Consider the following 25,915-nt stretch of genomic DNA (forward strand, 5'->3'; position numbering starts at 1 on the left):
TGTTTTCTTCCGCTCAGGTGGGGATCGTGAGGAGCGGCCGCCCGTCCAGTCCGACGATCTCGAACGAGAAGAGCTGGCCGCGCGGGAACATCGTCGACCCGCGGTACTCACCGTAGCCCTCGTCGTAGGGGACGTACCAGCTGCCCAGCGCGTCGCGGCGGCCGTCCCGCGCGATCACCAGCAGCCGGCAGTGCGACCCCTTCGGCACGCCGGCCAGGTGCAGCTCGACCTCGGTCCCCCACTCCTTCTTGCGGAGCACCACGTAGCCCTTGATGTCGCTCGCGGGGTTCGCGGCGCTGATCCGCTCGGCGGTCGCCGTTGGGGACGCCGTCGCGGACGGCGGGGGCTTCGCCGTCGCGCCGTCCGGCCCGATCGGGAGGACGAACCCGCCGAACAGGCCGCCGACGACGAGGAGCAGGCAGGCGGCGGCGGCGAGCGGGGCCCATCCCCCGGGGCCCCGCCGGCCGGCGAGGCGGCCGAGCCATCCCCTCCGTCGCTCGGCCGCCCTCGCCAGCAGCCCGTCGAGCAGCTCGGGCGGCGGCCCGGTCATCCGTTCGAGCTGCTCCGCCTCGACCCGCCCGAGCATCGCGGGCAGGCCGGCGAGCCCCGCGAGCTCGTCCCGGCAGGCGGGGCAGCGCTCCAGGTGGCCCTCCAGCCGGCTCCGCTCGCCGGGGTCGAGCGCGCCGAGCACGTACACGCCGAGGGACGTGCGCACGTCCGTGCAGTCGTTCATGGCGCCAACCCCCGCTCCTCCAATGCGAGCTTGAGCGCCCGCAGCGCGTAGAAGGTGCGGGACTTCACGGTGCCGGGCGGTATGCCGAGGGTCTGCGACGCCTCCGCCACCGACCGGCCCTTGTAGTAGGTCTCGACCAGGACCGCCCGATGCGACGGGCTGAGCCCGGCCAGCGCCTCCGCCACCGTCCAGGACTCCAGGGCCCGGTCGATGTCGTCGGAGCCGTCCGCGGTCATCATGACGTGCTCGTCGATGCCGGTCTCCGGCGGACGGGCGCGCTTGGCGCGGTGCGCGTCCACGACCAGGTTCCGCGCGACCGTGAACAGCCACGGCCGCACGGGACGCCCCGCGAGCGCCTGGGGGTGCCGCCAGGCGCGCAGCAGGGTCTCCTGCACGACGTCCTCGGCCTGGGCCCGGTCGCCGCCCGTCAGCCGCAGGACGTACCCCAGCAGGGGACCCCCGTGCTCGCTGTACAGGGCGCGAAGCAAACCCTCATCCGCGGTCGGACCCACATCACCTGACACGTACGGTCACGCGGACCGGTTCACGCCCTGCGGATTCATTTCTGCGTCGACTGGAGGTCGTTCAGCCGGACGTTCTCGGCGGTCGCGGCGACGCGCAGCCCGTCCGGCGTCGGCTGGATCTGGCTGATCCGCGACCCGACGGGCAGGTCGGTGACCGGCACGACCCAGGTCAGCTGCTGCTTCACCAGCGCCAGCGGGATCTGCCGGGCGCCGTCCGACCCGACCGACACCGGCGTCACGGCGATGCCCTTCGCGGTCGGCTTGACCTCCACGACCGCGGTGCCGGTGACGGCGAAGCCGAGGAGGTTGCCGGTCATCTCCACCGAGAGGTCGTCGCCCTTCGGCTTGATGGACGTGACCTCCTTCGGCGCCTCCTTCTGGATCACGTCGTAGGGGACGACGGCGGACGCGGTCGCCGTCCGCGCGGTGACGTTCGCGGCGCTGCCCTTTTGGACCTCCGACAGCGGCGCCTGCACGCCCCGCATGTCGACCTTGACGCCGGTGACGGTGACGCCCTGCTCCGTCCAGTCGCCGATGCCCACCTCGATGTGCTTGTACTCGCCGCCGACCGCCTGCGTCAGGAACGGGATGCCGTGAATGGTGACGTCCGGCTGCTGCCGCAGGTCGTACTGCGCGGCCACCTGCTCGCCGATCTTGTCCTCCGCGATCCGGACCCCGATCCGGTCCGCGGCGACCAGCACCACGGCCGCGAGCATCAGCAGCACCAGCAGTACTTTCCGCATGTCTCTCCTTCGGGCTGCGGCATGCGATCGCCACACCTTAATGGGCATTCACCCCATACCGAGTCGCGCTGGAGGATGACCTCGCGTCACCCGCCCGCGAACGGCGGCAGCACCTCCACGACGCCTCCGTCCGGCAGCGCGACGGACTCGTGCGGCCGGCTCCCCACCGGATCCCCGTCGACGAGGAACGAGCTGCGCCGGACGACCCGCGCGAACTCCTCGTCCCGCGTCCCGGCCGCCGCCGCCAGCGCCTCCGCCAGCGTCCCCGCCTCGTAAGGCTCCTCGTGGGTCCCCGCGGCGGCCTTGGCCGCCGCCCAGTACCGCATCGTCCCCTTGGCCATGCGTCCAGTATTCATCGCCGCGCCCCATGCCCCGGACGCCGACCGAGGCCGCGGCCGAGACCTGCGGAGACGGTTCCGTTATGCTCTGGGGTGAGGGATCCGGGCGACGAGGCCATGGAGTTCATCCGAAAGACTCTGGCCGCCTTCTCCTCGAGCCGGTGGTCACGGGCTGGGGGATGAGCCGCCTGGGTCCTAGGTCATTTCGGACGGGAGGCGGCACTTGAGCAGCCTGCTCTTGCTGACCAACGCGTTGGAGCCCTCGGACGAGGTTCTTCCCGCGCTCGGACTTCTGCTGCACTCCGTGCGCGTCGCGCCCGCCGAGGCGTCCGCCCTCATCGACGCGCCGCCCGCCGAGATCCTGCTGGTGGACGCGCGCCGCGACCTCGTCCAGGCCAAGAGCCTCTGCCGGCTGCTGCGCACCACCGGCCTCGACTGCCCACTCCTCGCCATCGTGACCGAGGGCGGCCTCGCCGCCCTCAGCCCCGAATGGGGCCTCGACGACGTCCTGCTCCAGACCGCCGGTCCCGCCGAGGTCGAGGCCCGCCTCCGCCTCGCCACCGGGCGCGCGGCCGCCGCCGGCGGCGAGGACGAGGTCCCGGGCGAGATCCGCAGCGGCGACCTCACGATCGACGAGGCCACCTACACCGCCCGCCTGCGGGGCCGCGTCCTCGACCTGACCTTCAAGGAGTTCGAGCTGCTGAAGTACCTGGCCCAGCACCCGGGCCGCGTCTTCACCCGCGCGCAGCTCCTCCAGGAGGTGTGGGGCTACGACTACTTCGGCGGCACCCGCACCGTGGACGTCCACGTCCGCCGCCTGCGCGCCAAGCTCGGCGCCGAGTACGAGTCCCTGATCGGCACCGTCCGCAACGTGGGGTACCGCTTCGTTCCCGACCACCGGCCCGGCGACGCGGAGGAGAAGGCCCCCGCCCGCACCTGACGCCGAGGGGCGGCGCGATGAACGAGCAGGACACCGCTCACCCGAAGCGGCCGGTGATGTAGTCCTCGGTGGCCTTCTGCTCCGGGTTCGCGAAGATCTTGCTGGTGTCGTCGATCTCGATGAGCCTGCCCGGCTGGCCCGTCCCGGCGATGTTGAAGAAGGCCGTGCGGTCGCTGACGCGGGCGGCCTGCTGCATGTTGTGGGTGACGATCACGATCGTGTACTGGGTCTTCAGCTTGTCGATCAGGTCCTCGATCGCGAGGGTGGAGATGGGGTCGAGCGCGGAGCACGGCTCGTCCATCAGCAGGACCTGCGGCTGGACGGCGATGGCGCGGGCGATGCACAGGCGCTGCTGCTGGCCGCCGGACAGGCCCGCGCCGGGCTTGCCGAGGCGGTCCTTGACCTCGTTCCACAGGTTGGCGCCGCGCAGCGACTCCTCGACGATCTCGTCCAGCCGGGACTTGCGGCGCACGCCGTTCAGTTTGAGGCCGGCGGCGACGTTGTCGTAGATCGACATGGTGGGGAACGGGTTGGGCCGCTGGAAGACCATGCCGACGACGCGCCGCACCGCGACGGGGTCGACGGACGAGTCGTACAGGTCCTCGTCGTCCAGCATGACCTTGCCCTCGACGCGGGCGCCCGGGATGACCTCGTGCATCCGGTTCAGCGTGCGCAGGAACGTCGACTTTCCGCAGCCCGACGGGCCGATGAACGCCGTCACCGAGCGCGGCTCGATCGTCATCGAGATGTCCTCGATGGCGTGGACGCCGCCGTAGTAGGCGTGCAGCCCGGAGACGTCGATCCGCTTGGCCATGGGGTTTCCTTTCTGAGGGTCAGCGGTGCGCGGGCGCGGTGCGCCGGGCGACGAGGCGGGCCACCAGGTTGAGCAGCATGATGATCCCGATCAGCACGAGCGCGCCGGTCCAGGCGCGGTCGATCGAGTGCTGGTTCGGGTCGGCGGCCTGCTCCCAGATGAAGGTGGGCAGGGACGCCTGCGGCCCGTTGAACGGGTCGTTGTTGATCGCCTTGGTGAAGAAGATCGTGAGCAGCAGCGGCGCGGTCTCGCCCATGACGCGGGCGACGGCGAGCATCACGCCGGTGATGACCCCGGTCATCGCGGTGGGCAGGACGACGAAGCAGACCGTCCGCCAGCGCGGCACGCCGAGCGCGTAGGACGCCTCCCGCAGGTCGTTCGGGACGAGTTTCAGCATCTCCTCCGCGGACCGCACCACGGTCGGGATCATCAGGATCGTCAGGGACAGCGCCCCGGCGAACCCGGAGAAGCCGAACTCGAACGTCAGCAGCCACAGCGCCAGCACGAACAGGCCCGCGACGATGGACGGGATGCCCGTCATCACGTCCACGGTGAAGCTGATGATCTTGCCGAGCCGCCCGTTGCCGGCGTACTCGACCAGGTAGATCGCGGTGAGGATGGCGAGCGGGACGGCGATCACGGTGGTGATGGCGACCTGCTCCAGGGTGCCGATGATGGCGTGGTAGGCGCCGCCGCCCGGGTCGCTGCCGCTGACCGCGTTCATCGAGAACTGGAAGAACGTGAGGTCGAACCGTTCGGCGCCGTTGACGGCGACCGTCCACAGCACCGACACGAGCGGGACGACCGCGAGCGCGAACGCCAGATAGACCAGCCCCTGGGCGAGCCGGTCCTTGATCTTGCGGGCGGGCGACACCGAGGTCAGGCTCCCGCCCCCCGGCCCGGCGGCCTTGGCCGGCGTGCTCACGCGAACTCCTTCCGGCGCGCGACGACCGCGCGGGCGACCATGTTGACGACCAGGGTGATCACGAACAGCACGAGGCCGGAGGCGATCAGCGCGCCGCGTCCGGTGACGGACGCCTCGGCGAAGCTGTTGGCGATGTTCGCGGCGAACGTGGCGCCGCCGTTCTCCAGGATGTGCCAGTTGATGCCGGGCACGAAGGTCAGCACCATCGCGACGGCGATCGTCTCGCCCATGGCCCGGCCGAGGCCGAGCATCGAGGCGCCGATCATGCCGGACCGCCCGTAGGGCAGCACCGACATCCGGATCATCTCCCAGCGGGTGGCGCCGATCGCGAGGGCCGCCTCCACGTTGGCGCGCGGCACCTGCAGGAACACCTCCCGGGAGATCGACGAGATGATCGGCAGGATCATGATCGCCAGCACCACCGAGGCGGTGAAGATCGAGTTCTTGCCGGGGCTGTCGCCGCCGAACAGCGGGATCCAGCCGAGCGTCCCGTTGAGGAAGGAGCTGATCCCCTCCATGTGCCGCGACAGGAACGCGAGGCCCCACAGCCCGTAGACGATGCTGGGGACGGCCGCGAGCAGGTCGACGATGTAGCCGAGCCCGGATGCCAGCCGCCGCGGCGAGTAGAACGAGATGAACAGCGCGATCCCGATCGCGACGGGCGTCGCGATGAGCATGGCGAGCAGCGACGAGATCACCGTGCCGAACGCCAGCTGCGCGATGCCGAACTCGGGCGGCGTCGCGTTGGGGTTCCACTCCTCGCTGGTGAGGAAGTTGGCGTCGTTGGCCTGGAGCGCCGGGATCGCCTTCCAGACGAGGAACGCGGCGATCGCGGCGACGATCGCCAGCACGGCGATGCCGGAGCCGCGGGCGGCCCCGGCGAAGACGCGGTCGCCGGCCCGTCCGGTGCCCATGGATCCGGAGGCGCCGCGCCGGGTGGCGGCACGCGCCCCGACACCGGTCTCGGTGGTCATGGGGGAACCTCCTTCGGTCACGCCGGAACCCGCGCGGGCCCCGCCGCCGAGGTCGTCGGCGACGGGGCTGCGGGTCTCGACTTCGTCGGTCAGGACAGTGCCTTCACGGACGTCTGGACCTTGGTGAGCACGCTCTGCGGCAGCGGCGCGTACCCGTGCTCGGTGAGGATCTTCTGGCCGTCCGCGCTGGAGGTGTACGTCAGGAAGGACTTGACGAATTCGGCCTGCTCGGTGGGCAGCCCCTTCTCGCACGCGATCTCATAGGTGACCAGGACGATCGGGTAGGCGCCCGGCTCCTTGGTCGCGTAGTCGATCTTCAGTGCGACGTCGTTGCCGGTGCCGACGACCTCGGCCCCCGCGACGGCCTTGGAGGCGCTCTCCGGCGACAGCCGCGTGAACTCGCCGGCGCCGTTCTTCACCTGCGCGGTCTGCAGCTTGTTGTTGGTCGCGTACGACATCTCCACGTAGGAGACCGCGCCCTCGGTGCTCTTCACCTGGCTGGTGACGCCGTCGGACTTGGCGGCGCCCTGGCCGGTGGAGTTCGGCCACTTCTTGGCCTTCTCCCACGTCCAGACGTCGGGCGCGACCGTGTGCAGGTAGTTCGTGAAGTTGTCGGTGGTGCCGGACTCGTCCGAGCGGTACACCGGCTTGATGGCGGACGCGGGGAGCGTGGCCCCCTCGTTCTCCTTGGCGATCGCCGGATCGTTCCACTTTGTGATCTTGCCGGAGAAGATCTTGGCGATGTTCTCGGGCGACAGCTTCAGCCCGTCCGCGCCCGGCAGGTTGTAGACGACCGCGACGGGGCCGACGACCATCGGCAGGTTCAGCGCGGCGCCCCCCTGGCAGCGCTGCTTGGCGGCGGTGGCCTCCTCGGGCTTGAGCGCCGAGTCCGAGCCCGCGAACGCCACCTGGCCGCCTGTGAACGCCTGGATGCCGGCGCCCGAGCCGCTCGGGTTGTAGTTCAGGTTGGCGCCCGCGCACTTGCTCGCGTAGACCTTCGTCCACTCCTCGATCGCGTTCTTCTGCGCGCTGGAGCCGGCCGCGTTGACGCTGGCCTTGGCGCAGTCGATGTCGCCGGACGGGGCGCTGCCTGAGCTCGCCGTCGTATTGTCGTCGCTCCCGCAGGCGGACAGGGCCAGCACGCCCGCGACGACCACGCCGCCAAGGGCGGCGAGTCGGGAACCGTTCTTCACCGGAGGGTCTCCTCTTAGTTTCGGGGGCGGGTCCCCCCGTCCCGTGCCTCGGCCGGACGGTGGGTTCGCCGTCGAATGCGACGCTAGGCAGGCGAGGTGACCAGCCGCCCCGATCCAGGTGAACGACAGATGAACGGAGACGCGCAGAGTCGCGAAGAATGCCCCGATTTGCCATGGACGCCGGGTTAACAGCGCAGCTCAGACAGCCGAAAACCCGGTCGAGACTTGCTCAACCGGGTTTGGGGACGGCTCGGCCTCAGGCGTACATGACGTCCACGGCGTACCTGGTGAAACCCAGGTTCTCGTACAGCCGGACGGCCGCGACGTTCGATTCGTCCACGTAAAGCATGATCTGCTCCATGCCGATGTCACGCAGGTGGTGCAGGCCCCTCAACGTGAGGGCCCGGCCCAGCCCGAGGCCCTGCGCGTCCGGGTCGACGCCCACGACGTAGACCTCGCCGATCTTCTCCGGATGGACCTTCGTCCAGTGGAAGCCGACGAGCCGGCCGTCGCGCTCGGCGAGGAAGAAGCCCGCCGGGTCGAACCACTCCTCGGCCTCGCGCTCGCGGACGTCGTCCAACGTCCAGGCGCCCTGCTCGGGGTGGTCGGCGAACGCGCGGGCGTTGACGTCCAGCCACGCCCGCTCGTCCCGTCCCGGCTCGAAGGCGCGGACGGTCACCCCGGCGGCGACGCGCACCTCCGGTAGCGGATCGGACGCCGGGCGCCGCATCTGGAACAGCGCGCGGACCCGCGCCATCCCCTCCGAGGCCGCCAGCGCGGCGGCCGCCGGAAGATCACCGTGCGCCCACACCCGTAGCGGGGCCTCGTCCCGCAGCGCCCGCAGCAGCGCACGCCCATGCCCGCGCCGCCGATGATCCGGATGGACGACCAGCTCACCCGCCGCCGGCTCCTCCTCGGTCGCGGGATCGAAGTGCGCGTAGGCCACGATCGTCCCGCCATCGAAGATCGCCAGACCGGACCGTCCGCCCCGCAGCGCCAGCAGGGCGTGCTCGGACAGCGGCCCCACCCCGTCCGCCCGCTCCGCCGCGCCGGCCAGCGCCAGCGCCTCCGCGGCCTCGGCGTCCCCCAGCGTCCCGCGCGCCCGCAGCTCACTCACATCCGCAACCCTATGCGGCCGGACGGACGCGAAGATCACTTGAGTCCTGATCGATTTGTCACAGAAACGTCATCATGCCGCCGGAATCCGTATGCCGGGCGAACCTACCGTCCACAGAATGACTCGACGACGCACCATCCTGGCCTGCGCCGCGGCGGGGCTGACGGTCGTGGGCCTGGCCGCGCAACCCGCCGCCGCACGGCCCGTACCGACCGCGTCCGTGCGCCTGCTCGCGCTGAACGACTTCCACGGCAACCTGGAGCCGCCGTCCGGAAGCTCGGGCAGGGCCATCGACGAGAACGGCGACACCGTCCTCGCCGGCGGTGCCGCCTACATCGCCGCCCACCTCAAGCAGCTGCGGAACCGAGACACGCTCACCGTCGCTCAGGGCGACCTGGTCGGCGCCTCGCCGCTGATCTCCGCCGCCTACCACGACGAGCCGTCCGTGCAGTTCTTAGGCGACATGGGCGTCACGGCGTCCGCCGTCGGCAACCACGAGTTCGACGAGGGCTACCAGGAGCTGCTGCGCCTGCAGAACGGCGGCTGCCACCCCGTCGACGGCTGCTCGCCCGCCGGCCCGTGGCGCGGCGCGAAGTTCGACTACCTCGGCGCGAACGTCCTGCTGAAGCAGGAGGACCGGCCCGCCATCAGGCCGTGGACGATCCGGCGCGTCAACGGCGTCCGCGTCGGGTTCATCGGCATCGTCACCAAGACCACGCCGAGCATCGTCACCCCCGAGGGTGTCAAGGACCTCCGGTTCGACGACGAGGTCGCCGCCGCGAACCGCGCCGCGCGCGAGCTGAAGCGCCGGCACGTCCGCGCGATGGTGCTGCTCGTCCACGAGGGTGACCAGGCCAAGGCCGACGAGCGGCCGGACGAGTGCGGCATCGCCCCCGGCGCCGGCTCCCGCATCGCGCAGGAGGCCGACCCGGAGATCGACATGGTCCTCTCGGGCCACACCCACCAGCAGTACCTCTGCTCGGTGAAGGACCCGGACGGCGACTCCCGCCTCTTCGCCTCCGGCTCGTCCTTCGGCCGCGTGATCACCGAGGTGAACCTCAAGGTGAACCGCCGCACCGGCGACATCGTCCGCTCCTCGGTGCAGGCGGACAACCACGTCGTCACCCGCGACATCGCGCCGGACCCGGCGACGGGGGCGTTCGTCCAGACCTGGAAGGACCGCGTCTCCGCCATCGCCGACAAGCCCATCGGCAAGATCACCGCCGACCTGACCCGCACCCCGTCCGCCGCGGGCGAGACGGCGCTCGGCGACGTCATCGCCGACGCCCAGCTCGCCGGCACGCAGGACCTCGGCGCGCAGGTCGCGCTGATGAACCCCGGCGGCGTCCGCACCGACCTCACCTACGCGGCGAGCGGCTCGGAGGGCGACGGCGTCGTCACCTACGGCGAGGCGTTCGCCGTCCAGCCGTTCAACAACGTGATGGGCGTGACGTCCCTGACGGGCGCGCAGCTCGACGCCCTCCTCGAACAGCAGTGGACGTCCGCGGGCGAGAAGATCCTCCAGCCCTCCGCGAACCTGCACTTCACCATCGACCGCGCCAACCCGGTCGGCGACCGCGTCTCCGCCATCACGATCGGCGGCGCCCCCGTCGACCCGTCCACCACCTACAAGGTCGCGGCGAACAACTTCCTCCTAGGCGGCGGCGACGGCTTCACCGTCTTCACCGAGGGCACGGGCCAGGTCCTAGGCGCCATCGACCTGGACACCTTCGTCACCTACTTCAACGCCCAGGGCACCATCACCCCCCCACCCCTCAACCGCATCTCCGGCCAGTAAGCCAAGCGTGGCCCGGCTCCCAATCAGCCGGGCCACGCTCACCACACTGGCACCAGCGACACGATGAAAGATCGCCTGGCTCGCGAAAGGGGTTCCAGAGGTCGCCCCCTGGGCCAACACAGCCTCACGCCCCGAAGAAGTGCACCACGTAGTAGACGACGGCGGCGACCGCGGCGGCGGCGGGCATGGTGAGGACCCAAGCCACGAGGATGTTGCCGGCGACGCCCCAGCGGACGGCGGAGAGGCGCTTGGTGGCGCCCGCTCCCATGATCGCGGACGTGATCGTGTGGGTGGTGGAGATTGGAGCGTGCCAGATGAACGCGGTGGTGTAGAGGACGACGGAGGCCGTCGCTTCGGCGGCGAAGCCCTTCGGCGGGTCGACCTCGATGACCTTGCGGCCGAGGGTGCGCATGATGCGCCAGCCGCCCGCGTACGTCCCGGCGGACAGGGCGCCCGCGCACGAGATGACCACCCACCATGGCACGGTGCTGCCGTCCGCGTGCCCGGTGGTGACGAGCGCGAGGACGATGATGCCCATCGTCTTCTGGGCGTCCTGCAGGCCGTGCCCGAGCGCCAGGGAGGCGGCGGACATGGTCTGCGCGATGCGGAACCGGCGGCCGACCCGGGACGGGTTGGCGCGGCGGAAGATCCACAGGATCGCGACCATCACCAGGTAGGCGAAGCAGAAGCCGACGACGGGCGAGGCCACCATCGGGATCGCGACCTTGTCGATGACGGTGGCCCAGTTCACCGAGGACAGCGACGCCAGTCCGGCGCCGACGACGCCGCCGATGAGGGCGTGCGAGGACGACGACGGCAGCCCGAAGTACCAGGTGATGAGGTTCCAGGTGATGGCGCCGAGCACGCCGGCGGCGACCACGGTGAGCCCGTGCAGGCCGGACGGCGGGGTGATGACGTCGCTGACGGTCTTGGCGACGCCCACGCCGAGGAGGGCGCCGATCATGTTCATGGCGGCGGCCATGCCGAGCGCGACGCGCGGTGTCAGGGCGCGGGTCGACACGGCCGTGGCGATCGCGTTGGCCGCGTCGTGGAAGCCGTTGGTGTAGTCGAAGACGAGCGCCACGATGACGACGAGGACGAGGACGGCCATCTGCGCGTCGGACCGGAGCCCGAGCGCGCCGCCCGCCATGACCAGGAGGATGCCGGCCAGCAGCAGCAGCCAGGCGCGACCGGTGACCCGGCGCGTGGCCTGCTCGCCAAGGGAGGCGGCATCGTCCTCCGCGGACGGGTCCCGGGTGAGGGTCCCGCCGGGGTCCTTGACCGGGCTCATGATTCCTTGACCGCGATGGTCTCGACCGTGTTGGCGACGTGCTCGAAGGCGTCGGCCGCGTCCTCCAGCCGGTCGATGACCTGCTTCAGCTTCAGCACCGTCAGGGTGTCGTACTCACCGCTGAACAGCTGCGCGAGGAGCTTGCGGTACACCTGGTCGCCCTGGTTCTCGAGCCGGTTGATCTCGATCCAGTACTCGTTGAGCTCCTTCATCGAGCGCAGCCGCGGCATGGCCTCGGCGGTCAGCTCGGCGGCGCGCTCCAGCACCTCCACCATGTGGACGATGCCCTTGGGGAACTCGTCGATCTTGTAGAGGACGACGAGGTCCGCGGCCTCCTCCATCTCGTCCATCACGTCGTCTATGGTCGACGCCAGCCGGTAGATGTCCTCGCGATCGAAGGGCGTGATGAACGTTTCGTTCAACCGGCGCATGATCGCATGGGTGCATTCGTCGCCCGCATGCTCGCAGGCGCGCATCTTCTCCGCGATCGCCGCCCGGTCGGCGCCGTCGCTGATGAGTTCCACGAGCAACCTGGCGCCGGTGACCAGGTTGTTCGCCGAGTCGGCGAACATGTCGTAGAAGCTGTCCTCACGCGGCGTGAGACGCAAGCGCACGTCGTTCTCCTGATGTGCCGGAACAGTCCGCAGAGGATCGTAGGCGCTACCCGCCGTAAAAAGAACCTTTGCCCCAGCTTCGACTGGTGTCACCCATCCTCTCACCTACAAGATTGCCCTAGATCACCAGGTACATACCCCTTGCAGGGGCCCCTATCTGGAGGAACGCCCGCCGGTTCGGCGCCCACAGCCGTCACCTGCGGCGGGACACCTGGCCGGGAAGTGACATTCGTTACACCACTCAGCGTGGTCACACGTCCGGGCAAGGCTCGTGTAGCCGCTCGGGCACGCCGTCCACCAGGCTCTGACCGGCAGAAATGACGAACCGGGGACGCCCGAATCGGCGTCCCCGGCACCTGCGAGCCCGCGGGAACTAGTCCTGCGGCGTCAGCTCGCGACGACCGGCAGCGTCGGAACGTACCCCGAGCACCATGTCGATTTCCGCGATGGTCAGCGGCCGCTCCGCCGCCGCCACCGCGCTGAGCATCTCGGCATAGAGTTCGATCTCGTCCAGCGCAACACGGTCGTGGACGCGCAGATCGAGATTCTGGCGCACCGCGTCCACCTCCGTTCCTCCCCACACCCAAGTCGAGGCTACGCGCCCCGCCCCGGCGGGCACATGACCCAAGAGGGCCATTCGCGGGCCACCTTGACGACTGGTCTTCCCGGGTGGTGCCCATCTGACGCCCCACCAGCCCGACCGGGGGCGTCCGACGGGATCTCACCCCCCGGCGCGGAAGTCGCCGAGGAGCTGCTCCAGCGGCGTTTCGGGCAGGTCGCGGGCCGTCAGGCGGGCCACGGTCGCGGCGTTGACGTCGGCGCCCGCCAGCCGGGCCGCCTGCCGCGCGACCGTCTGCTCGAACAGCGCGCGGACGGTGCGGGCGTAGGCGAACCGGGGGTCTTCGCGCATCGTGGCCAGCCGGGACAGCAGCTCGACGCGCAGCTCCTCGTCCAGCATGTAGAGGTCGCGTTCGGCGTAGCTCTGGAAGAGCCGCACCATGTCGCGGTCGCCCATCCCGGTGAACTCCAGGATCCGGCCGAACTCGGCGCGGAACGCGGGGTTGCCGGAGAGGAAGCCCTCCATCTCCGCCGCCGGGCTGGAGCAGACCACGATGAACCGGCCCTCGCCCATGCGGCGCAGCAGCTCGTCCACGACGGCGGGCGTCCGGTCGAGCCGGAACGCCTCCTGGATGAGCAGCACCCCGCCGAGCGCCTGGTCGACCATGCCCGCGACGCGGTTGCGGGTGTCGACCTGGTCGCGTCCCGCCAGGTGGACGGGACGGCACGCCACCACATGCCCGGACCGCAGCAGCCCCAGCGCGGCGTAGACGCCGCCCACGAGCCCCGCCACGGTCGTCTTGCCGGTGCCGGGCGGGCCGGTGAAGACCAGATGGCGCGGGTCGCCGCCGGACACCCCGAACCGCGCCCGGTCGGCGGCGAGCGCCGCCTCGTCGGCCAGTTCGCGCACCGCCGTCTTGACGTCCTCCAGGCCGGTGAGCTGGTCGAGCTGCCGCAGGTAGCCGGCGATATCGCCGGGCGGGCGCAGCGCGGGCTCGATGCCCTCCGCGACGCCCGCGAGGTCGTCCGGGGTGAGGACGAGCCGGTCGTGGGACGCCCCGGCGCGCTCCATGTTCCGCTGGGCCGCCTGGTCGAGGTACGCCTCGACGAGGCGGGCGTTGACCAGGTCGCCGGGCCCGCGGAGCCGTTCCAGGTCGGCCCGGACGGTCTCCAGTGCGGACGCGCCGATCGTGACGCGCCGCTCGTCGGCGAGCAGGTGCAGCAGCGTCATCCGGTTGTCGAGGTCGCTGAAGTCCGGCAGCCGGTGGACGCGGAACGCCTGCACGAGCTTCGGATGCTCCTGCAGGAGGCGCCGGTAGGCGCGCGGCTCGCACGTCGCGATCACCGGCGTCGTGTTCACCGGGTCGCGGCGGGCGCGGCGCACCGCCCCGACGACCGCGCCCGGGTCGGCGGCGTCGGCGATGGCCACGTCCAGCCGCTCGAAGAGGATCACCGGACCGGGCCGGCCGAGCAGCTGCCCGATCCGCTCCGGCGGCGCGTCGCGGACGTCCTCGGCGTCGTGCGCGCGGATCGACCCGTCGCCGAGGCCCGCGTTCGCCAGCGTCAGCGCGATCATCCGGGACAGCCGGCGCTGCCCCGAGTGCGGGTCGCCGACCAGCAGCACGCCCGGCACGCCCGACTTGATCGCGCTCGGCGCGCCGTCCACCCGGGTGGCCTCGATCTCGTCGCCGGCCGGTGCGTTCCACTCGTCGGCCTGCGCGCGGACGTCGCCGAGCAGCACGGACGCGTCGTACTCGCCGTAGACGAACCCGAACCCGAACCGCTCCAGGACGCGGCGGGTGCTGCGGTCGCTCGGCGGCGGGATCTCGTCGACGGGACGTTCCGGGGACGGCGTGTCGTCCAGGAAGTCGAAGTCGCCGACCATCGTTTTGGACATGACCTTCGTTCCCGGGCCCCCGGCGGGGACGGGCGACGGCGGGGGCGCGGCGGGCTCGTCCTCGATGTCGCCGGGCCCCAGGATGCGCGTGCCGGGCGGCTGGTTCGGCGCCGCAGGCGGTGCGGGCGACGCGGCGCGCCCCTCGACGCGGGTCGCGGGCGCGTCGAACGTCGTCGCGTGCGGCTCCGGCGCTCCGGCCGGGGCCGGCGCGGCGGGCACGGGCGGCGGCACGGGCGGCCCCTGCCGGGCGCCCTGCCGGGGCGACGGCGGAGGCGGTGCCGGGGAAGGGGAAGGAGGGGCGCCGGCCGGCTGGTAGCCCAGCTGCGTGTAGGGCGGCGCGAAGTTGTCGTCCTGCGTCTCCTCCTCTGGCGGGGAGAACCCGCCGAGCTGCGGCTCCGGCTGAGGCGGTGCCTGCGGTTCGGGCGGCGCCGGAGCAAGGTTCGCCTGCACCGGCTCCGGCTGGGGCTGGGGCGGCGCGGGGCTCTGCATCGGCGCGGGCTGCGCGGAAGCGGCGGGCTGGAAACCGAGTTCGGTGTAGGGCGGCGCGGCGCTCGCCTGGTCGTCCTCGCCGGAGGGCCCGCTGATCAGCGGGTCCGGCGGGGCGAACGCGGCCTGCTGGCCGGGTCCCGGCATCTGGTTCTGCGCCTGCGCGGCGGCGGGCCCGGGCGCGTTCTCCAGCCCCGGCTGCGCGGGCGGCTGGACGAACGGGCGGTCGGGCCCGGACGGCGCCCCCTGCTGCTGCGGCGGCGTCCCCGGGGCGACGCCGGGCTGGCTCTGCATGTGGAAGGGCGCCGGCTGGGCGGGCGCGGGGTTCGGCGGCGGCGTGGCCGTCGGGGCGGCGGCCGTGGCGCGGGCCCGGTTCCGCCCGATGATCCCGGCGATGATCGCGGTCGGCACGGGGAAGCCGCGGGGACGGGCCGGCATCCCGCCGAGCCGGCACCACGCGAGGTCGACCTCGTACATCGCGGCCAGCAGCGACTCGGCGCCCGCCCCGGACCCGGCCGCGGACCGCAGCGGCTCCGGGAGGCGCATGTCCTCGGGCCAGAGGCGGCGCAGCGGGTGCCCCTTCTGCTCCGCCACCGCCTGCACCGTGTAGCGGATCTCGGGGTCCAGCCAGGGGACGATGGTGCCGACCATGTCCTTGCGGACGACGTTCAGGTCGGCGGCGAGCAGCGCCGCGGCCACCAGGCGGGGCTCCAGGTAGGCGGGGTCGGCCGGATCCCCGGACAGGTCGGCTATCAGCTCGCTGAGCGTGTAGAAGGCGTGCCGGAAGTTGTCCCCCGGCGAACTCTCGTTCCGCAGCGACGGGACCAGGTTCGGCGGGCACCGCGTGAGCCACTGCTGGACGATCGCCTGGTCCCCGTACGGCAGCGCGCCGTAGTCGACCGTCGGGTTCGCGAGCGTGGTGCCGAGGATGGACAGCAGCGCGTCCGCCCGGATCTGGAATCGGACGTCCTCGCGGAGCGCGCTGGCGACGGCCCACATCGTCCGCAGCACGACGACCGCCGCGTCCACCCGGCTGGCGCGCAGCCGTTCGGCGTAGAGGGCGACGAGCGATTCGAGGGTGGGCGGGGTGAGCCAGCGCGGGCCGTCGACGTCGGGCAGGGGCCTGGCCCGGTAGGGCTTCCAGAGGTCGAGCATCTGCGCGTCGAGGCGCGCGTCGTAGGCGGGGGCGGCCGAGCACCACAGCATCACGCCCCAGGCGGCGGCGACCGTGGACGGCGTCTCGCTCGTGAACTCGGGCCACCAGTGCGGGTAGTCGGGCGCCGGGAGCGCGGCGGCCGACTCCAGGGTCTGCCGGACGCGCGACGTCAGCTCGGTCGCGAACCCGTGCCCGACGAACGGCAGCCCCGCCGGGGGGTCGTAGGCGAAGTCGGGCCCCGCCGGGACCACGTGCGGCGGCAGGTTCGGCACCTGCCCGGCGCCCTGCTGCGCGGGCCGCGCCGCCATCCGGACGGCGGGCGTGCGGGGCGGCGGGCACAGGTACCACTGGCCGTCGGACGGGTGCAGCCGGTACCAGCGGGCCCACGCGCCGAACAGCCACCACGTCCCGTCGGGGAGCACGAGCATGCGGCCGCCGATGGCGTGGTGGCGCTGCTGCGGAGGCGCGGAGGGCCACCACGCGGCGGCCACCATCGCCCGCGTGTCGCGCTCCGCCTCCGCGAAGGGATCCGCGAACGGCCCCCGCCCCCGCTGCGGGCCGGCCGGCGGAGCACTGCCATAGCCCGGTCCCCACACCACGATGGTCATCGTAGTCAGCAGAAATCGCCCGGGGCGTCCCTGACCGGCGCAGAAGCCGCGTCACCCCAGGTCAGCGAGCTCCTAAACCGACCTTGACGGCATGCCGGGGCGCTACTGCCAGTCGGCGGCGCGGTGTTTCGCGGCCTTCTCCACGTACACCGAGGGCGTGTACTCCAGGACGAGCCGGTCGTCGTCGTTCAGCTCGCGGACGACCTTGCCCGGCGTCCCGGCGACGAGCACCCCGGACGGGATCTTCTTGCCGGGCGGCACCAGCGCGCCTGCGGCGATCAGCGTCCCAGCCCCGATCCGGGCGCCGTTCAGCACGATCGCGCCGATGCCGATGAGCGCGCCGGCCTCCACGTGCGCGCCGTGCACCATCGCCTTGTGGCCGAGGCTGACGCGGTCCTCCAGGACGGCGGGCATGCCCGGGTCGCAGTGCAGGCAGCTGAGGTCCTGGATGTTGCACTCGTCGCCGACGACGATCTCCTCGTCCTCGCCGCGCAGCACCGAGCCGTACCAGACGCTGGAGGCCCGGCCCAGCGTCACCCGCCCGACGACGACCGCGCCCGGCGCGACCCACGCCTCCGGGTGGATCTTCGGCCGGTCCTCTCCCAACGCTCCCAGGTAGCTCATGGCGCCGAGCCTAGGACCCGCCCCCGGCGCGCGGCGGACGGCCCCCGTCCGGGCGGGTCCGGTCCCGGTTCGCGACACGGCCCCGCCGAGGGCGCGGATTTCGCCCGGATTGGATAGTTTGTCGAGTCCATCCAGATGAAGAAACGGCAGCAAGAACCGCGTTCCGGTTGCGCGAATGGGTGGACCGGACAAGAGTCGTCCTGACGTTTCCATGTGGGCCCGCTCAGGCGGGTGAGGCTTATCGCAACCGACCCTGACGGGGTGATGACCCCCGCCAACGACCCCCCAAGGCATCATGAGCAACGAAGCCGAGATCCTGCCGAACCTCCTCCAAGACGAGTCCTTCGAGATCGTCATGCGCGGCTACAACCGCCGCCAGGTCGACGACTACATCGCCCGCGCCCAGCAGAAGCACCGCGAACTGGAGGCGCGGCTCGCCCGCGCCCAGGACGACGGCGAGCGCCTCCGCCGCGAGATGGCCGAGCTCCGGGAGGCGCGCAAGCCCACCGGCGACGACCTGAGCGACCGGCTCCGGCAGATCATCAACCTCGCCGAGGACGAGGCCCAGGACAAGGTCGCCGAGGCCGAGGCCAAGGGCGCCGAGATCCGCGAGGACGCCGAGCACGAGTCCAAGCGGATCATCGACGAGGCCCGCGCGCACGCCGACAAGAACCTCGCCCAGGCGCAGGAGAAGGCCGACCACGTCCTCGCCTCCGCGAAGAAGGAGTCCGACAGCGTCCTGTCGTCGGCGAAGCAGGAGGCCGAGCAGACGGTGACGAGCGCGCGGCTGGAGGCCGAGCGCACCCTCACCGCGTCCGAGCGCCGCGCCAGTGTGATCAACGAGGGCGCGACGCAGCGGCTCACCGCGCTGACCAAGAACCACACGCAGGCCCTGCAGCGTCTCACCGAGATCAGCGACACGCTGCACCGGCTGCTCAGCGCCGAGAACGAGGCCGGGCCGCTGGAGAAGATGGTCGAGGACGCCGTCCGGCAGAGCGCCCCGCGCAAGCAGGCCCCGCCCGCGCAGCCGTCGCCCGCCCAGTCCGGCCCGTCCGCGCCGTCCCGGCCGGCCGCCGCGAAGCCGATGCCGGCCGCGGCGCCCAAGCCCGCCCAGGCCCCCGGGCCGAAGCCGGTCCCGGCCGCCGGCCCGCCGGCCGCGCCGTCGCTGAGCAAGCCCGAGCCCCCCTCCGCCGAGCCCCCGGTCCCGCCCGCGCCGCCGCAGCCCAAGCCCGCCCGGCCGGCCGAGGACACCGCCCCGGCGCACCCCCCGGTGCCGCCGCAGCAGCCGCGCGGCCCGATCGAGCTGTAGGGCCCGCCTTTTCACCAGGCTCCGGGAACGTCAGGCGGGGCGTTCCGGCCTTCACGGCCGGAACACCCCGCCTTTCCGCCTTTATAGGATTTCGCGGGTGAGGAAGCGGAGACATGCGCGGGGCGGCACGGTCCGCCCGGTCAGGCTGCTCGGCGATCCGGTGCTGCGGACCGAGTGCGACCCGGTCCGGGCGTTCGACGCCTCCCTGGAGCGGCTCGTCGACGACATGTTCGTCACGATGTACGACGAGGACGGCGCCGGGCTGGCCGCGAACCAGATCGGGGTCGGCCTGCGGCTGTTCGTCTACGACTGCGAGGACGACGAGGGGCGCCGGCACATCGGCCACGTCGCCAACCCGGTGCTGGTGGCCGCCGACGGCGAGCAGCTCGTCGAGTCGGAGGGCTGCCTGTCGGTCCCCGGCCTGCGCTTCGAGACCCCGCGGTACGCGCACGCCGTCGTCGAGGGCGTCGACATGAAGGGCCGGCCCGTCCGCGTGGAGGGCACCGGGTACTTCGCGCGCTGCCTCCAGCACGAGTGCGGCCACCTGGAGGGCGGCGTCTACATCGACGTCCTGTCCGGGGACGCCCGGCGCGAGGCCATGCGTGCCATCCGCGCACTCCAGCGCTAGCCCCGGCCGCACTCGCCGGATCCTCCGCGGGCATTCAGGGGACGTTCAGGTTCGGCTGTCATCCTCTGCGATGATGTGGAGGGGGACTGTGCAAATTGTCTGAACGTACGGCGAACGGCGGCGGCAGGGCGGCGGAGGCGACCCTCCTGGTCGTCGAGGACGAGCCCAACATCCTGGAGCTTCTCGCCGGCAGCCTGCGCTTCACCGGGTTCGACGTGGTCACGGCGACCAACGGGGCGGACGCGGTGCGGTCGGCGCGGCGGCACCGCCCGGACCTGATCGTCCTGGACGTGATGCTGCCCGACATCGACGGGTTCGACGTCGCGCGGCGGCTGCGCTCCGGCGGCGACCACACCCCCGTGCTGTTCCTCACCGCGCGGGACGGCGTGCAGGACCGGATCAAGGGGCTGACGATCGGCGGCGACGACTACGTCACCAAGCCGTTCAGCCTGGAGGAGGTCATCGCCCGCATCCGGGCGGTGCTGCGCCGGTTCCGCGGCGGCGTGAGCGAGCCCCCGCCCCGGCTGGTGTTCGCGGACGTCGAGCTCGACGAGGACAGCCACGAGGTGTGGCGCGGCGGGCGCGCCATCCAGCTGTCGCCGACCGAGTTCAAGCTGCTGCGCTACTTCATGGCCAACGCGGGACGGGTCGTGTCGAAGGCGCAGATCCTCGACCACGTGTGGAACTACGACTTCCGCGGCGACGCGGGGATCGTCGAGTCGTACGTGTCGGCGCTGCGCCGCAAGGTCGACAACGCCGAGCCGCGCCTCATCCACACGCTGCGCGGTGTGGGGTACGTCCTGCGCGAGCCGTCGAGATCGGGCTGATGGCCACGCGCGCCCCGGCGTCCGTCCCGGCCCGTCCGGGAGTGCCGGCCCGGGAGGACGTCCCGGCCGGCGCGCCGTCCCGGCCGCGGCACGGCACGCTGTCGCGGGTGTGGGGGCGGGCGTCGCTGCGCGTCAAGCTGCTGGCCGGGATGCTCGTCCTCGTCACGCTCGGGATGACGGTGATGAGCGCGGCGGGCGCGTCGGTGCTGCGCCAGTACCTGGTCGGACGGGCCGACGACCAGCTGCGCGGCTCGGTGGGGCGGGCGATCGAGCAGGTCATCCCGCAGTTGCGGCGCGGCGAGGAGAAGATCGAGGTCCGCATCCCGAGCGAGATGTACGGGCAGGTCCGCACGAACGACGGCCAGGCGCTGGGGCAGAACCCGGCGTGGAGCGAGACCGGCCATCCGCGGCTCCCCGCGGATCTGAGCGAGCACATCGACCGCCCGTTCACGGTGCGCGGGACGGGCGGCTCGCAGTGGCGGATCCTGGCCGAGCCGATCCCCGGCGGCATGATCGTCCTCGCGTTCAGCCTGGACGAGGTGGACCGCACCGTCCAGCGGCTGGTGGTGATCGACGCGATCGTCGGGCTGCTGGTGCTCGGGGTCCTGATCGTGCTCGGGGTGTGGGTCGTCCGGGCGAGCCTGCGCCCGCTCGCCGCCGTGGAGGAGACGGCGGGCGCGATCGCGGCCGGCGACCTGTCCCGCCGCGTGCCGGAGGGCGATCCGCGGACCGAGATGGGGCGGCTCGGCCGGTCGCTGAACACGATGCTGGGGCAGATCGAGGCGGCGTTCGGCGCGCGCGCCGAGTCGGAGGCGGCGGCGCGGCGCTCGGAGGAGACGGCGCTGCGGTCGGAGGAGCGGATGCGGCGCTTCGTCGCCGACGCCAGCCACGAACTGCGCACCCCGCTGACCGCGATCCGCGGGTTCGCCGAGTTCTACCGGCAGGGCGCGGCGCGCAGCCCGGCGGAGCTGGACCGGCTGATCGGCCGGATCGAGGAGACCGCGTCCCGGATGGGGCTGCTCGTCGAGGACCTGCTGCTGCTCGCCCGGCTGGACCGGCAGCGTCCGATCGAGCGGCGCCCGGTCGATCTGCTCGCCGTCGCCGCCGACTCTGTCCAGGAGGCAAGGGTTCTCGCACCTGACCGCAAGATAGACCTCTCTGTCGAGGGCGGGCTGGCGTACCAGGTGCGGGGGGACGAGCCGCGGCTGCGCCAGGTGCTCGGGAACCTGCTGGCCAACGCGATCGCGCACACCCCCGAAGGCACGCCGGTCGAGGTGCGGCTCGCGCCGGGCACGCTGCGCGGCGCTCCCGCGGCGATCGCCGCGGTCGCCGACCAGGGCCCCGGCCTCTCCCCTGAGCAGGCCGAACGCGTCTTCGAGCGGTTCTACCGGGCGGACGACGCCCGTTCCCGCGACTACGGCGGCGCCGGGCTCGGGCTCGCCATCGTCGCCGCGCTCGTCGCCGCCCACGACGGCGTGGTGGAGGCCGACTCCACCCCGGGCGAGGGCGCCACGTTCCGCGTCGTCCTCCCCTTGGACGACTAGTGCGTTGACCTGCGGCGTGTTGTTGGTATGAGCGCGCCGGAAGCAACAACACGCCGCAGATCAACGACTTGGCGCCTTCGGTCGCGGTTTTCTCTGCCATGTCGGCTTTCAGCACACTTTCAGGTTGGATCCAGGCGGCCTGCAGTCCTGCGGCGCATTCTCGGCGGTGAGTGAGCGACAGGGGGATCCGAATGAACACCGACCGGCCGCGGCCGCCATGGGAATCGCAGAGACCGGACTTCGCCCCGCGGGGGGCCGCGCATGGAGCTCCGCACGGGGCCGCGTACGAGGGTGCGCGGGGGCAGTGGTCCTGGGAGGGCGCACCGCCGCCCGGGCAGCCCGTCCGTCCGGGTCCGTTCGGCACGGCGCGGGCGCGGCTCGCGGCGGTGGGGGCCGCCACGGCGCTGGCCCTCGGGGCGGGCGGCGCGGGCGCTGCGGCGACGCTGGCGCTGACGCACGAGAAGACCGTCTACGCGAGCCCGACGGCGGTCTCGGGGGCCTCGGCCGGCGGCACGACCGCGCAGGTGGCGGCCGCCGTCCAGCCGAGTGTGGTGTCGATCCAGGCACGGACGCCGTCCGGCACCGCCGGCGGGTCGGGGGTGATCCTCCGCTCGGACGGGGTGATCCTGACCAACGCGCACGTGGTGTCGGGGGCTCGGGAGACCGCGGTGAAGTTCAGCGACGGCAGGACCGCGGCGGCGGAGGTGCTCGGAGCCGACACGGGCGACGACATCGCCGTGCTCAAGGCGCAGGGCGTGTCGGGCCTCAAGCCCGCGACGCTCGGCGACAGCGGCGGGCTCGCCGTGGGCGACGAGGTCCTCGCCGTGGGCAGCCCGCTCGGCCTGGACGGCTCGGTGACGTCCGGCATCGTCAGCGCGCTCGGCCGCCGGATCCAGGAGGGCGACTCCGAGGAGCAGCCGCCGCCCGGCCTGCGCGGGCGGCTGTCCGAGCAGCGGCAGACCGTGATCAAGAACGCCATCCAGACGGACGCCGCGATCAACCCGGGGAACTCCGGCGGCGCCCTGGTGAACGCCTCGGGCCAGGTGATCGGCATCAACACCGCCATCGCCACGTCCGGCGGCAGTGACGGGAACATCGGGGTCGGCTTCGCGATCCCGATCGACTCCGCCAAGAAGACCGCCGACACGATCATCGCCGGCGCCTCGGTCTGACCCGGGATCGCCGTCCGGCCAGGGCTCTGGGGGGAGCGGGCGGACGGGCGGCGGAACCGGGCAGAAGGTCCTCCCGGCCGGGCCGGGTGCGGGAGGACCGGCAAGGGAGAACGGCCGCGCGACCCGCCTGTGGGGTCACGCGGCCGTTCTGCCGCGCACGCTGATCGCCGGCCGGCGCTTCACCTTCGACAGCATCTTCCGCGTCGAGCGCAGGTAGTACTCCCTCGGCAGCGTCCGGACCCGCAGCGGCAGCCGCGGGTACACCGCGGCCAGCACGCCCCCCAGCATCCGGAACCGCAGCTCCCGGCCCCTGCTCCACTCCCACCCGTACTGGACGCGGATCGGCTCGGGCATCAGCCCGGCGGTGAGCAGCCGCATCAGCGCCATTCCGGGCGCGTTCAGCACCCCGCCCGGCATCTTCGGGTTCAGCACCTGCTCCGCGACCGCGCGCGACGCGTCGCTGATCTCCAGGCTGTTGAGCATGTCGGCGTAGTACTCGCGGAACTCGCGGTAGGTCGCCGGCATCCGCTCCTCCGGGCACCCCAGGATCGTCGCGTAGATCTTGGTCTGCTGGTAGAACTCCGCGAGCTCGGCCTCGCTGAACGTCCGGCGGAAGAGCAGCTGGTAGAACTGCGTCGCCACCGCGAACAGCGTCGCCGCCACCCACACCTGCAGCTCGGGGTCGTTCGCCTCGTAGTCGGGGCCGGTGACGGCCTCGTGCCCCTTCGTGACGAGCGCGCTGACGGTCTCGGCCTCGTCCCGCGTCCCGAACTGGACGACGTAGAGCCACCCCATGGTGTTGCGCAGCCGGCGGAGCGGATCGTCCGCGGTGTAGCTGTGGTCGTACACGCCCTGCGCCACCTTGGGATGCGCCGTCTGCAGCAGCGACGCCGCCCCGCCCGCCGCGATGAGCGCGCCCTCCTGCGTGATGACGCGGATCAGGTCGCCGTCCTTGAAGATGCCATCGGTCATGGCGATCAGTGTAAGTAAGTACTTGCAGTTGACGCTACCGGAGGGTAATCCAGACGACAGAGATCACACGCCCCTGCGACAATGGGGGCATGTCCGCCGAGATCCATGTCCGCGGCTCGGTCTCCATCCCGGAGTCCGAGCTCAGCTGGCGCTTCTCCCGCTCCTCGGGTCCGGGCGGGCAGCACGTCAACACCAGCGCCACCGCCGCCGAACTCTCCTTCGACGTCGCGAACTCCCCGTCCCTCCCCGAGCACCTGCGCGCCCGCGCCCTCGACCGCCTGGCCGGACGCCTCGTCCGCGGCGTCCTCACGATCCGCGCGGAGGAGTACCGCTCCCAGCAGCGCAACCGCGACGCCGCCCGCACCCGCCTCGCGACCCTCCTCGCCGACGCCACGGCCCCGCCCCCGAAGAAGCGCATCCCGAAGAAGGTCCCCCGCGGCATCAACGAGCGCCGCCTGGAGAACAAGAAGCGCCGCTCCGCCGTGAAACGCCAACGCTCGTCCCGCTGGGACTGACCGCACGCGGAAGCGCACCCCAAGAAGCGATGATCCGGGTTCTGGAGACCTCGTCGCCAGGCCCGGAGGTGTGTTGCCGAGCAGTGGCTCACAGTCACCGAGCAATCGGACGAGCGAGTGTCATATGGCCTAGGCTGGCGCTCAACCCCACAGGGATCGTTAACAGAAGACTGTGTCGACGAGGTCGTGGAAGCACGGCTCCTCGATACCAACTGACTGTCGAGGACGGAGCATGAGGGCATATGACCGGCTGCGCCCCACGGCGATCGCCATCATGGAGCGCCTGGACGCGTACGGCGTGGAACTGGACGACCAAGGCGTGCACGTCATGATGAGCCCGGTCAACCGGCACGAGTTGGCGATCGCACATCTGCGGTGGCAGTTGGAGCGTCAGCTCAGTCCGGGCCTGATGGCCCATGCCGGTACGCCCGAAATCGATGATCCGGCTACGGGCAGGTTGCGGAGGCCCGATCTGGTGGTGATCCCCCTGGCTGCGCTAGAGCGCCCCGGTCGGGCCTACCTCCGGCCCGATGACGTCGAACTGGTCGCCGAGGTCGTCTCTGCGCCCAACCCCGAGAACGACTATGAGCGCAAGACGGTCGACTACCCCGCCATGGGAATCCCGACGTACGTCATCATCGACCCGCGCAAATCGACGGTGACGGTGCTCAGCGATCCCGGCTCGGGACCGGAAGGCGCCCGCTACCGCACGCGGCACGACTACATGTTCGGTGACCAGATCGCCGCCGGCGGATACACCATCGACTCTGACGCCTTCCTGCCCTACGAAGGCGACGACTGACCTACCAGGTTCCCGGGAACATGCGGCGCTTGAGGACGCGGGCGACCGCCTCGGCCGCCGCCCCGGCGTCCCCGCACTCCGAGAGGAATGCGGCCCGTCCACGCTGAGCCTCGTGGTAGCCCCACGCTCCGCCGGGGATGGCCAGCACACTCACCGCGAGCCCTACATCGCGCACGTACACCCATAGCAGCGGCACCGGAATCGGGAACTCCTCCGGCCGGTAGAGCCGGACGAGCCGCCACCCGTCCACCTGGAGGTCGGCCGCGAGCGCCTCCAGGTACCGCACCGCCACCTCGGGCCGCCGCCGCGTCCGCCACCGAAGGACGCTCCGCTGGACCGCCTGCCGCGAGAGCGTCATCGGACGTCCGCCTTGAGCGCCGCGCACACCCACTTGCCGCGCGGAGGCGTCGGATCGACCCAGCACCGGGCGGCCAGACTCTCCACGATCGAGAGCCCCCACCCGCCGTTGTCGTCGAAGCGCTCCGGGCACAGGTCGAGCGTCTCCAGCGACAGCTCGACCCGGCGCGGGACGGGCCGGGCGGCGCACCCGTCCCACACCGCCAGGACGATTTCGCCGGGCCCGCACCCGACATGCACCTTGATCACGTCCGCCGCCCGGGACACCTCCACCGCATTCGCCATGAGTTCCCCCACGACCAGCACCGCGTCCGAGACGAGGAATGACAGCCCCCATCCGCGCAGCGCCCCCGCAACCAGATCCCGAGCCAATCCGGCAACGACCGAAGAAGCAGCAAATTGCCGGGACACGCCCGTTTCATCCTCCATCAACACGGCGACCTCGCCTTTTTGTGT

Annotated in this window: 26 protein-coding genes; 9 read left to right on the plus strand and 17 right to left on the minus strand. The window is 71.9% G+C overall.

The genetic code is table 11. The features are described from left to right. Positions 1-13 precede the first annotated feature (13 nt). The 4 genes from SM611_RS02315 to SM611_RS02330 form a co-directional block, all read right to left on the minus strand. Entirely contained in the window at positions 14-733 is a 720-nt protein-coding gene (locus SM611_RS02315) for an anti-sigma factor family protein (protein WP_371947085.1), read from the minus strand. Continuing rightward, the gene (locus SM611_RS02320; protein ID WP_443112123.1) at positions 730-1,257 is read right to left on the minus strand and encodes a sigma-70 family RNA polymerase sigma factor; all 528 of its coding nucleotides are present in this window, start codon (positions 1,255-1,257) and stop codon (positions 730-732) included. Before SM611_RS02320 ends, SM611_RS02315 begins: the two co-directional genes overlap by 4 nt. 35 nt (positions 1,258-1,292) lie before the next feature. Then, a complete protein-coding gene (locus SM611_RS02325) occupies positions 1,293-2,000 on the minus strand; it encodes an LmeA family phospholipid-binding protein (protein ID WP_371947087.1) in 708 nt (235 codons plus the stop codon). An 86-nt stretch (positions 2,001-2,086) separates the two neighbouring features. Next, positions 2,087-2,341, minus strand: a complete 255-nt coding sequence (locus tag SM611_RS02330) for a MoaD/ThiS family protein (RefSeq protein WP_371947088.1) — start codon at positions 2,339-2,341, stop codon at positions 2,087-2,089. Positions 2,342-2,561: 220 nt separating this feature from the next. Here SM611_RS02330 and SM611_RS02335 point away from each other — a divergent pair, with 220 nt between their 5' ends. Beyond that, complete coding sequence (locus tag SM611_RS02335) at positions 2,562-3,278, plus strand: winged helix-turn-helix transcriptional regulator (protein WP_371947089.1); 717 nt, start codon at positions 2,562-2,564, stop codon at positions 3,276-3,278. Between the two features lie 37 nt (positions 3,279-3,315). On the opposite strand, the gene pstB is transcribed toward SM611_RS02335, so the two are convergent. The 5 genes from pstB to mshD all read right to left on the minus strand — a co-directional run bounded on the left by pstB (position 3,316) and on the right by mshD (position 8,301). Beyond that, positions 3,316-4,092, minus strand: coding sequence for a phosphate ABC transporter ATP-binding protein PstB (pstB, locus tag SM611_RS02340; RefSeq protein ID WP_371947090.1), 777 nt, complete (start codon positions 4,090-4,092; stop codon positions 3,316-3,318). Positions 4,093-4,111: 19 nt separating this feature from the next. Further along, positions 4,112-5,017: a phosphate ABC transporter permease PstA gene (gene pstA / locus SM611_RS02345; protein ID WP_371947091.1), complete on the minus strand. Its 906-nt coding sequence runs from the start codon at positions 5,015-5,017 to the stop codon at positions 4,112-4,114. Further along, positions 5,014-5,991 carry a phosphate ABC transporter permease subunit PstC gene (gene pstC / locus SM611_RS02350; RefSeq protein ID WP_371947092.1) on the minus strand — a complete coding sequence of 326 codons (978 nt, stop codon included), beginning with the start codon at positions 5,989-5,991 and terminating at the stop codon, positions 5,014-5,016. The genes pstA and pstC overlap by 4 nt, the downstream gene beginning before the upstream one ends. A gap of 89 nt (positions 5,992-6,080) precedes the next feature. Then, positions 6,081-7,184 (minus strand): phosphate ABC transporter substrate-binding protein PstS, encoded by a 1,104-nt coding sequence (gene pstS, locus SM611_RS02355; RefSeq protein ID WP_371947093.1) that lies wholly within the window; start codon positions 7,182-7,184, stop codon positions 6,081-6,083. Between the two features lie 256 nt (positions 7,185-7,440). Then, the gene (gene mshD, locus SM611_RS02360; protein ID WP_371947094.1) at positions 7,441-8,301 is read right to left on the minus strand and encodes a mycothiol synthase; all 861 of its coding nucleotides are present in this window, start codon (positions 8,299-8,301) and stop codon (positions 7,441-7,443) included. Between the two features lie 118 nt (positions 8,302-8,419). On the opposite strand from mshD, the gene SM611_RS02365 reads away from it, so the two are divergent. After that, the gene (locus tag SM611_RS02365; RefSeq protein WP_371947095.1) at positions 8,420-10,099 is read left to right on the plus strand and encodes a bifunctional metallophosphatase/5'-nucleotidase; all 1,680 of its coding nucleotides are present in this window, start codon (positions 8,420-8,422) and stop codon (positions 10,097-10,099) included. Positions 10,100-10,223: 124 nt separating this feature from the next. Here the strand turns inward: SM611_RS02365 and SM611_RS02370 are convergent, their stop codons facing one another. The 5 genes from SM611_RS02370 to SM611_RS02390 all read right to left on the minus strand — a co-directional run bounded on the left by SM611_RS02370 (position 10,224) and on the right by SM611_RS02390 (position 17,333). After that, on the minus strand, positions 10,224-11,390 hold the full coding sequence (locus tag SM611_RS02370) for an inorganic phosphate transporter (protein ID WP_443112124.1): 1,167 nt from the start codon (positions 11,388-11,390) through the stop codon (positions 10,224-10,226). Beyond that, the gene (locus tag SM611_RS02375; RefSeq protein WP_132199943.1) at positions 11,387-12,004 is read right to left on the minus strand and encodes a DUF47 domain-containing protein; all 618 of its coding nucleotides are present in this window, start codon (positions 12,002-12,004) and stop codon (positions 11,387-11,389) included. Before SM611_RS02375 ends, SM611_RS02370 begins: the two co-directional genes overlap by 4 nt. A 373-nt stretch (positions 12,005-12,377) precedes the next feature. Continuing rightward, complete coding sequence (locus tag SM611_RS02380; protein ID WP_371947096.1) at positions 12,378-12,569, minus strand: hypothetical protein; 192 nt, start codon at positions 12,567-12,569, stop codon at positions 12,378-12,380. A gap of 156 nt (positions 12,570-12,725) precedes the next feature. Continuing rightward, positions 12,726-16,709: an EccA family type VII secretion system protein gene (locus SM611_RS02385; RefSeq protein ID WP_371947097.1), complete on the minus strand. Its 3,984-nt coding sequence runs from the start codon at positions 16,707-16,709 to the stop codon at positions 12,726-12,728. A gap of 102 nt (positions 16,710-16,811) precedes the next feature. After that, positions 16,812-17,333: a gamma carbonic anhydrase family protein gene (locus tag SM611_RS02390; RefSeq protein ID WP_371947098.1), complete on the minus strand. Its 522-nt coding sequence runs from the start codon at positions 17,331-17,333 to the stop codon at positions 16,812-16,814. A 295-nt stretch (positions 17,334-17,628) separates the two neighbouring features. Between SM611_RS02390 and SM611_RS02395 the strand changes: the two genes are divergently transcribed. From SM611_RS02395 to SM611_RS02415, 5 genes are all read left to right on the plus strand, one after another. Further along, positions 17,629-18,642 (plus strand): hypothetical protein, encoded by a 1,014-nt coding sequence (locus tag SM611_RS02395; RefSeq protein ID WP_371947099.1) that lies wholly within the window; start codon positions 17,629-17,631, stop codon positions 18,640-18,642. Between the two features lie 97 nt (positions 18,643-18,739). Next, complete coding sequence (gene def / locus SM611_RS02400) at positions 18,740-19,270, plus strand: peptide deformylase (protein WP_371947100.1); 531 nt, start codon at positions 18,740-18,742, stop codon at positions 19,268-19,270. 95 nt (positions 19,271-19,365) lie between these two features. Continuing rightward, positions 19,366-20,097, plus strand: a complete 732-nt coding sequence (locus SM611_RS02405; RefSeq protein ID WP_371947101.1) for a response regulator transcription factor — start codon at positions 19,366-19,368, stop codon at positions 20,095-20,097. Continuing rightward, the gene (locus SM611_RS02410; protein WP_371947102.1) at positions 20,097-21,641 is read left to right on the plus strand and encodes a sensor histidine kinase; all 1,545 of its coding nucleotides are present in this window, start codon (positions 20,097-20,099) and stop codon (positions 21,639-21,641) included. The genes SM611_RS02405 and SM611_RS02410 overlap by 1 nt, the downstream gene beginning before the upstream one ends. A 386-nt stretch (positions 21,642-22,027) precedes the next feature. Beyond that, positions 22,028-22,813, plus strand: a complete 786-nt coding sequence (locus tag SM611_RS02415; protein WP_371947103.1) for a S1C family serine protease — start codon at positions 22,028-22,030, stop codon at positions 22,811-22,813. Positions 22,814-22,948: 135 nt separating this feature from the next. Here the strand turns inward: SM611_RS02415 and SM611_RS02420 are convergent, their stop codons facing one another. Continuing rightward, entirely contained in the window at positions 22,949-23,785 is an 837-nt protein-coding gene (locus SM611_RS02420; protein ID WP_371947104.1) for an oxygenase MpaB family protein, read from the minus strand. Between the two features lie 89 nt (positions 23,786-23,874). Here SM611_RS02420 and arfB point away from each other — a divergent pair, with 89 nt between their 5' ends. Together arfB and SM611_RS02430 are read left to right on the plus strand one after the other, a co-directional pair. After that, positions 23,875-24,300: an alternative ribosome rescue aminoacyl-tRNA hydrolase ArfB gene (gene arfB / locus SM611_RS02425; RefSeq protein ID WP_371947105.1), complete on the plus strand. Its 426-nt coding sequence runs from the start codon at positions 23,875-23,877 to the stop codon at positions 24,298-24,300. A 232-nt stretch (positions 24,301-24,532) separates the two neighbouring features. After that, entirely contained in the window at positions 24,533-25,102 is a 570-nt protein-coding gene (locus SM611_RS02430; RefSeq protein ID WP_371947106.1) for a Uma2 family endonuclease, read from the plus strand. Between the two features lies 1 nt (position 25,103). On the opposite strand, the gene SM611_RS02435 is transcribed toward SM611_RS02430, so the two are convergent. Then, positions 25,104-25,460 carry a hypothetical protein gene (locus SM611_RS02435; RefSeq protein WP_371947107.1) on the minus strand — a complete coding sequence of 119 codons (357 nt, stop codon included), beginning with the start codon at positions 25,458-25,460 and terminating at the stop codon, positions 25,104-25,106. After that, positions 25,457-25,888 (minus strand): ATP-binding protein, encoded by a 432-nt coding sequence (locus tag SM611_RS02440; protein ID WP_371947406.1) that lies wholly within the window; start codon positions 25,886-25,888, stop codon positions 25,457-25,459. Before SM611_RS02440 ends, SM611_RS02435 begins: the two co-directional genes overlap by 4 nt. Between the last annotated feature and the right edge of the window lie 27 nt (positions 25,889-25,915).

This window comes from Actinomadura monticuli, from assembly GCF_041463655.1.
Lineage (GTDB): Bacteria > Actinomycetota > Actinomycetes > Streptosporangiales > Streptosporangiaceae > Spirillospora > Spirillospora monticuli.

Coding starts and splice junctions, on each gene's coding strand:
- SM611_RS02315 (WP_371947085.1), bottom strand. CDS start 733: ATGAACGACTGCACGGACGTGCGCACGTCCCTCGGCGTGTACGTGCTC.
- SM611_RS02325 (WP_371947087.1), bottom strand. CDS start 2,000: ATGCGGAAAGTACTGCTGGTGCTGCTGATGCTCGCGGCCGTGGTGCTG.
- SM611_RS02330 (WP_371947088.1), bottom strand. CDS start 2,341: ATGGCCAAGGGGACGATGCGGTACTGGGCGGCGGCCAAGGCCGCCGCG.
- pstB (WP_371947090.1), bottom strand. CDS start 4,092: ATGGCCAAGCGGATCGACGTCTCCGGGCTGCACGCCTACTACGGCGGC.
- pstC (WP_371947092.1), bottom strand. CDS start 5,991: ATGACCACCGAGACCGGTGTCGGGGCGCGTGCCGCCACCCGGCGCGGC.
- SM611_RS02365 (WP_371947095.1), top strand. CDS start 8,420: ATGACTCGACGACGCACCATCCTGGCCTGCGCCGCGGCGGGGCTGACG.
- SM611_RS02370 (WP_443112124.1), bottom strand. CDS start 11,390: ATGAGCCCGGTCAAGGACCCCGGCGGGACCCTCACCCGGGACCCGTCC.
- SM611_RS02385 (WP_371947097.1), bottom strand. CDS start 16,709: ATGACCATCGTGGTGTGGGGACCGGGCTATGGCAGTGCTCCGCCGGCC.
- SM611_RS02390 (WP_371947098.1), bottom strand. CDS start 17,333: ATGAGCTACCTGGGAGCGTTGGGAGAGGACCGGCCGAAGATCCACCCG.
- SM611_RS02395 (WP_371947099.1), top strand. CDS start 17,629: ATGAGCAACGAAGCCGAGATCCTGCCGAACCTCCTCCAAGACGAGTCC.
- SM611_RS02410 (WP_371947102.1), top strand. CDS start 20,097: ATGGCCACGCGCGCCCCGGCGTCCGTCCCGGCCCGTCCGGGAGTGCCG.
- SM611_RS02420 (WP_371947104.1), bottom strand. CDS start 23,785: ATGACCGATGGCATCTTCAAGGACGGCGACCTGATCCGCGTCATCACG.
- arfB (WP_371947105.1), top strand. CDS start 23,875: ATGTCCGCCGAGATCCATGTCCGCGGCTCGGTCTCCATCCCGGAGTCC.
- SM611_RS02430 (WP_371947106.1), top strand. CDS start 24,533: ATGAGGGCATATGACCGGCTGCGCCCCACGGCGATCGCCATCATGGAG.
- SM611_RS02435 (WP_371947107.1), bottom strand. CDS start 25,460: ATGACGCTCTCGCGGCAGGCGGTCCAGCGGAGCGTCCTTCGGTGGCGG.
- SM611_RS02440 (WP_371947406.1), bottom strand. CDS start 25,888: ATGGAGGATGAAACGGGCGTGTCCCGGCAATTTGCTGCTTCTTCGGTC.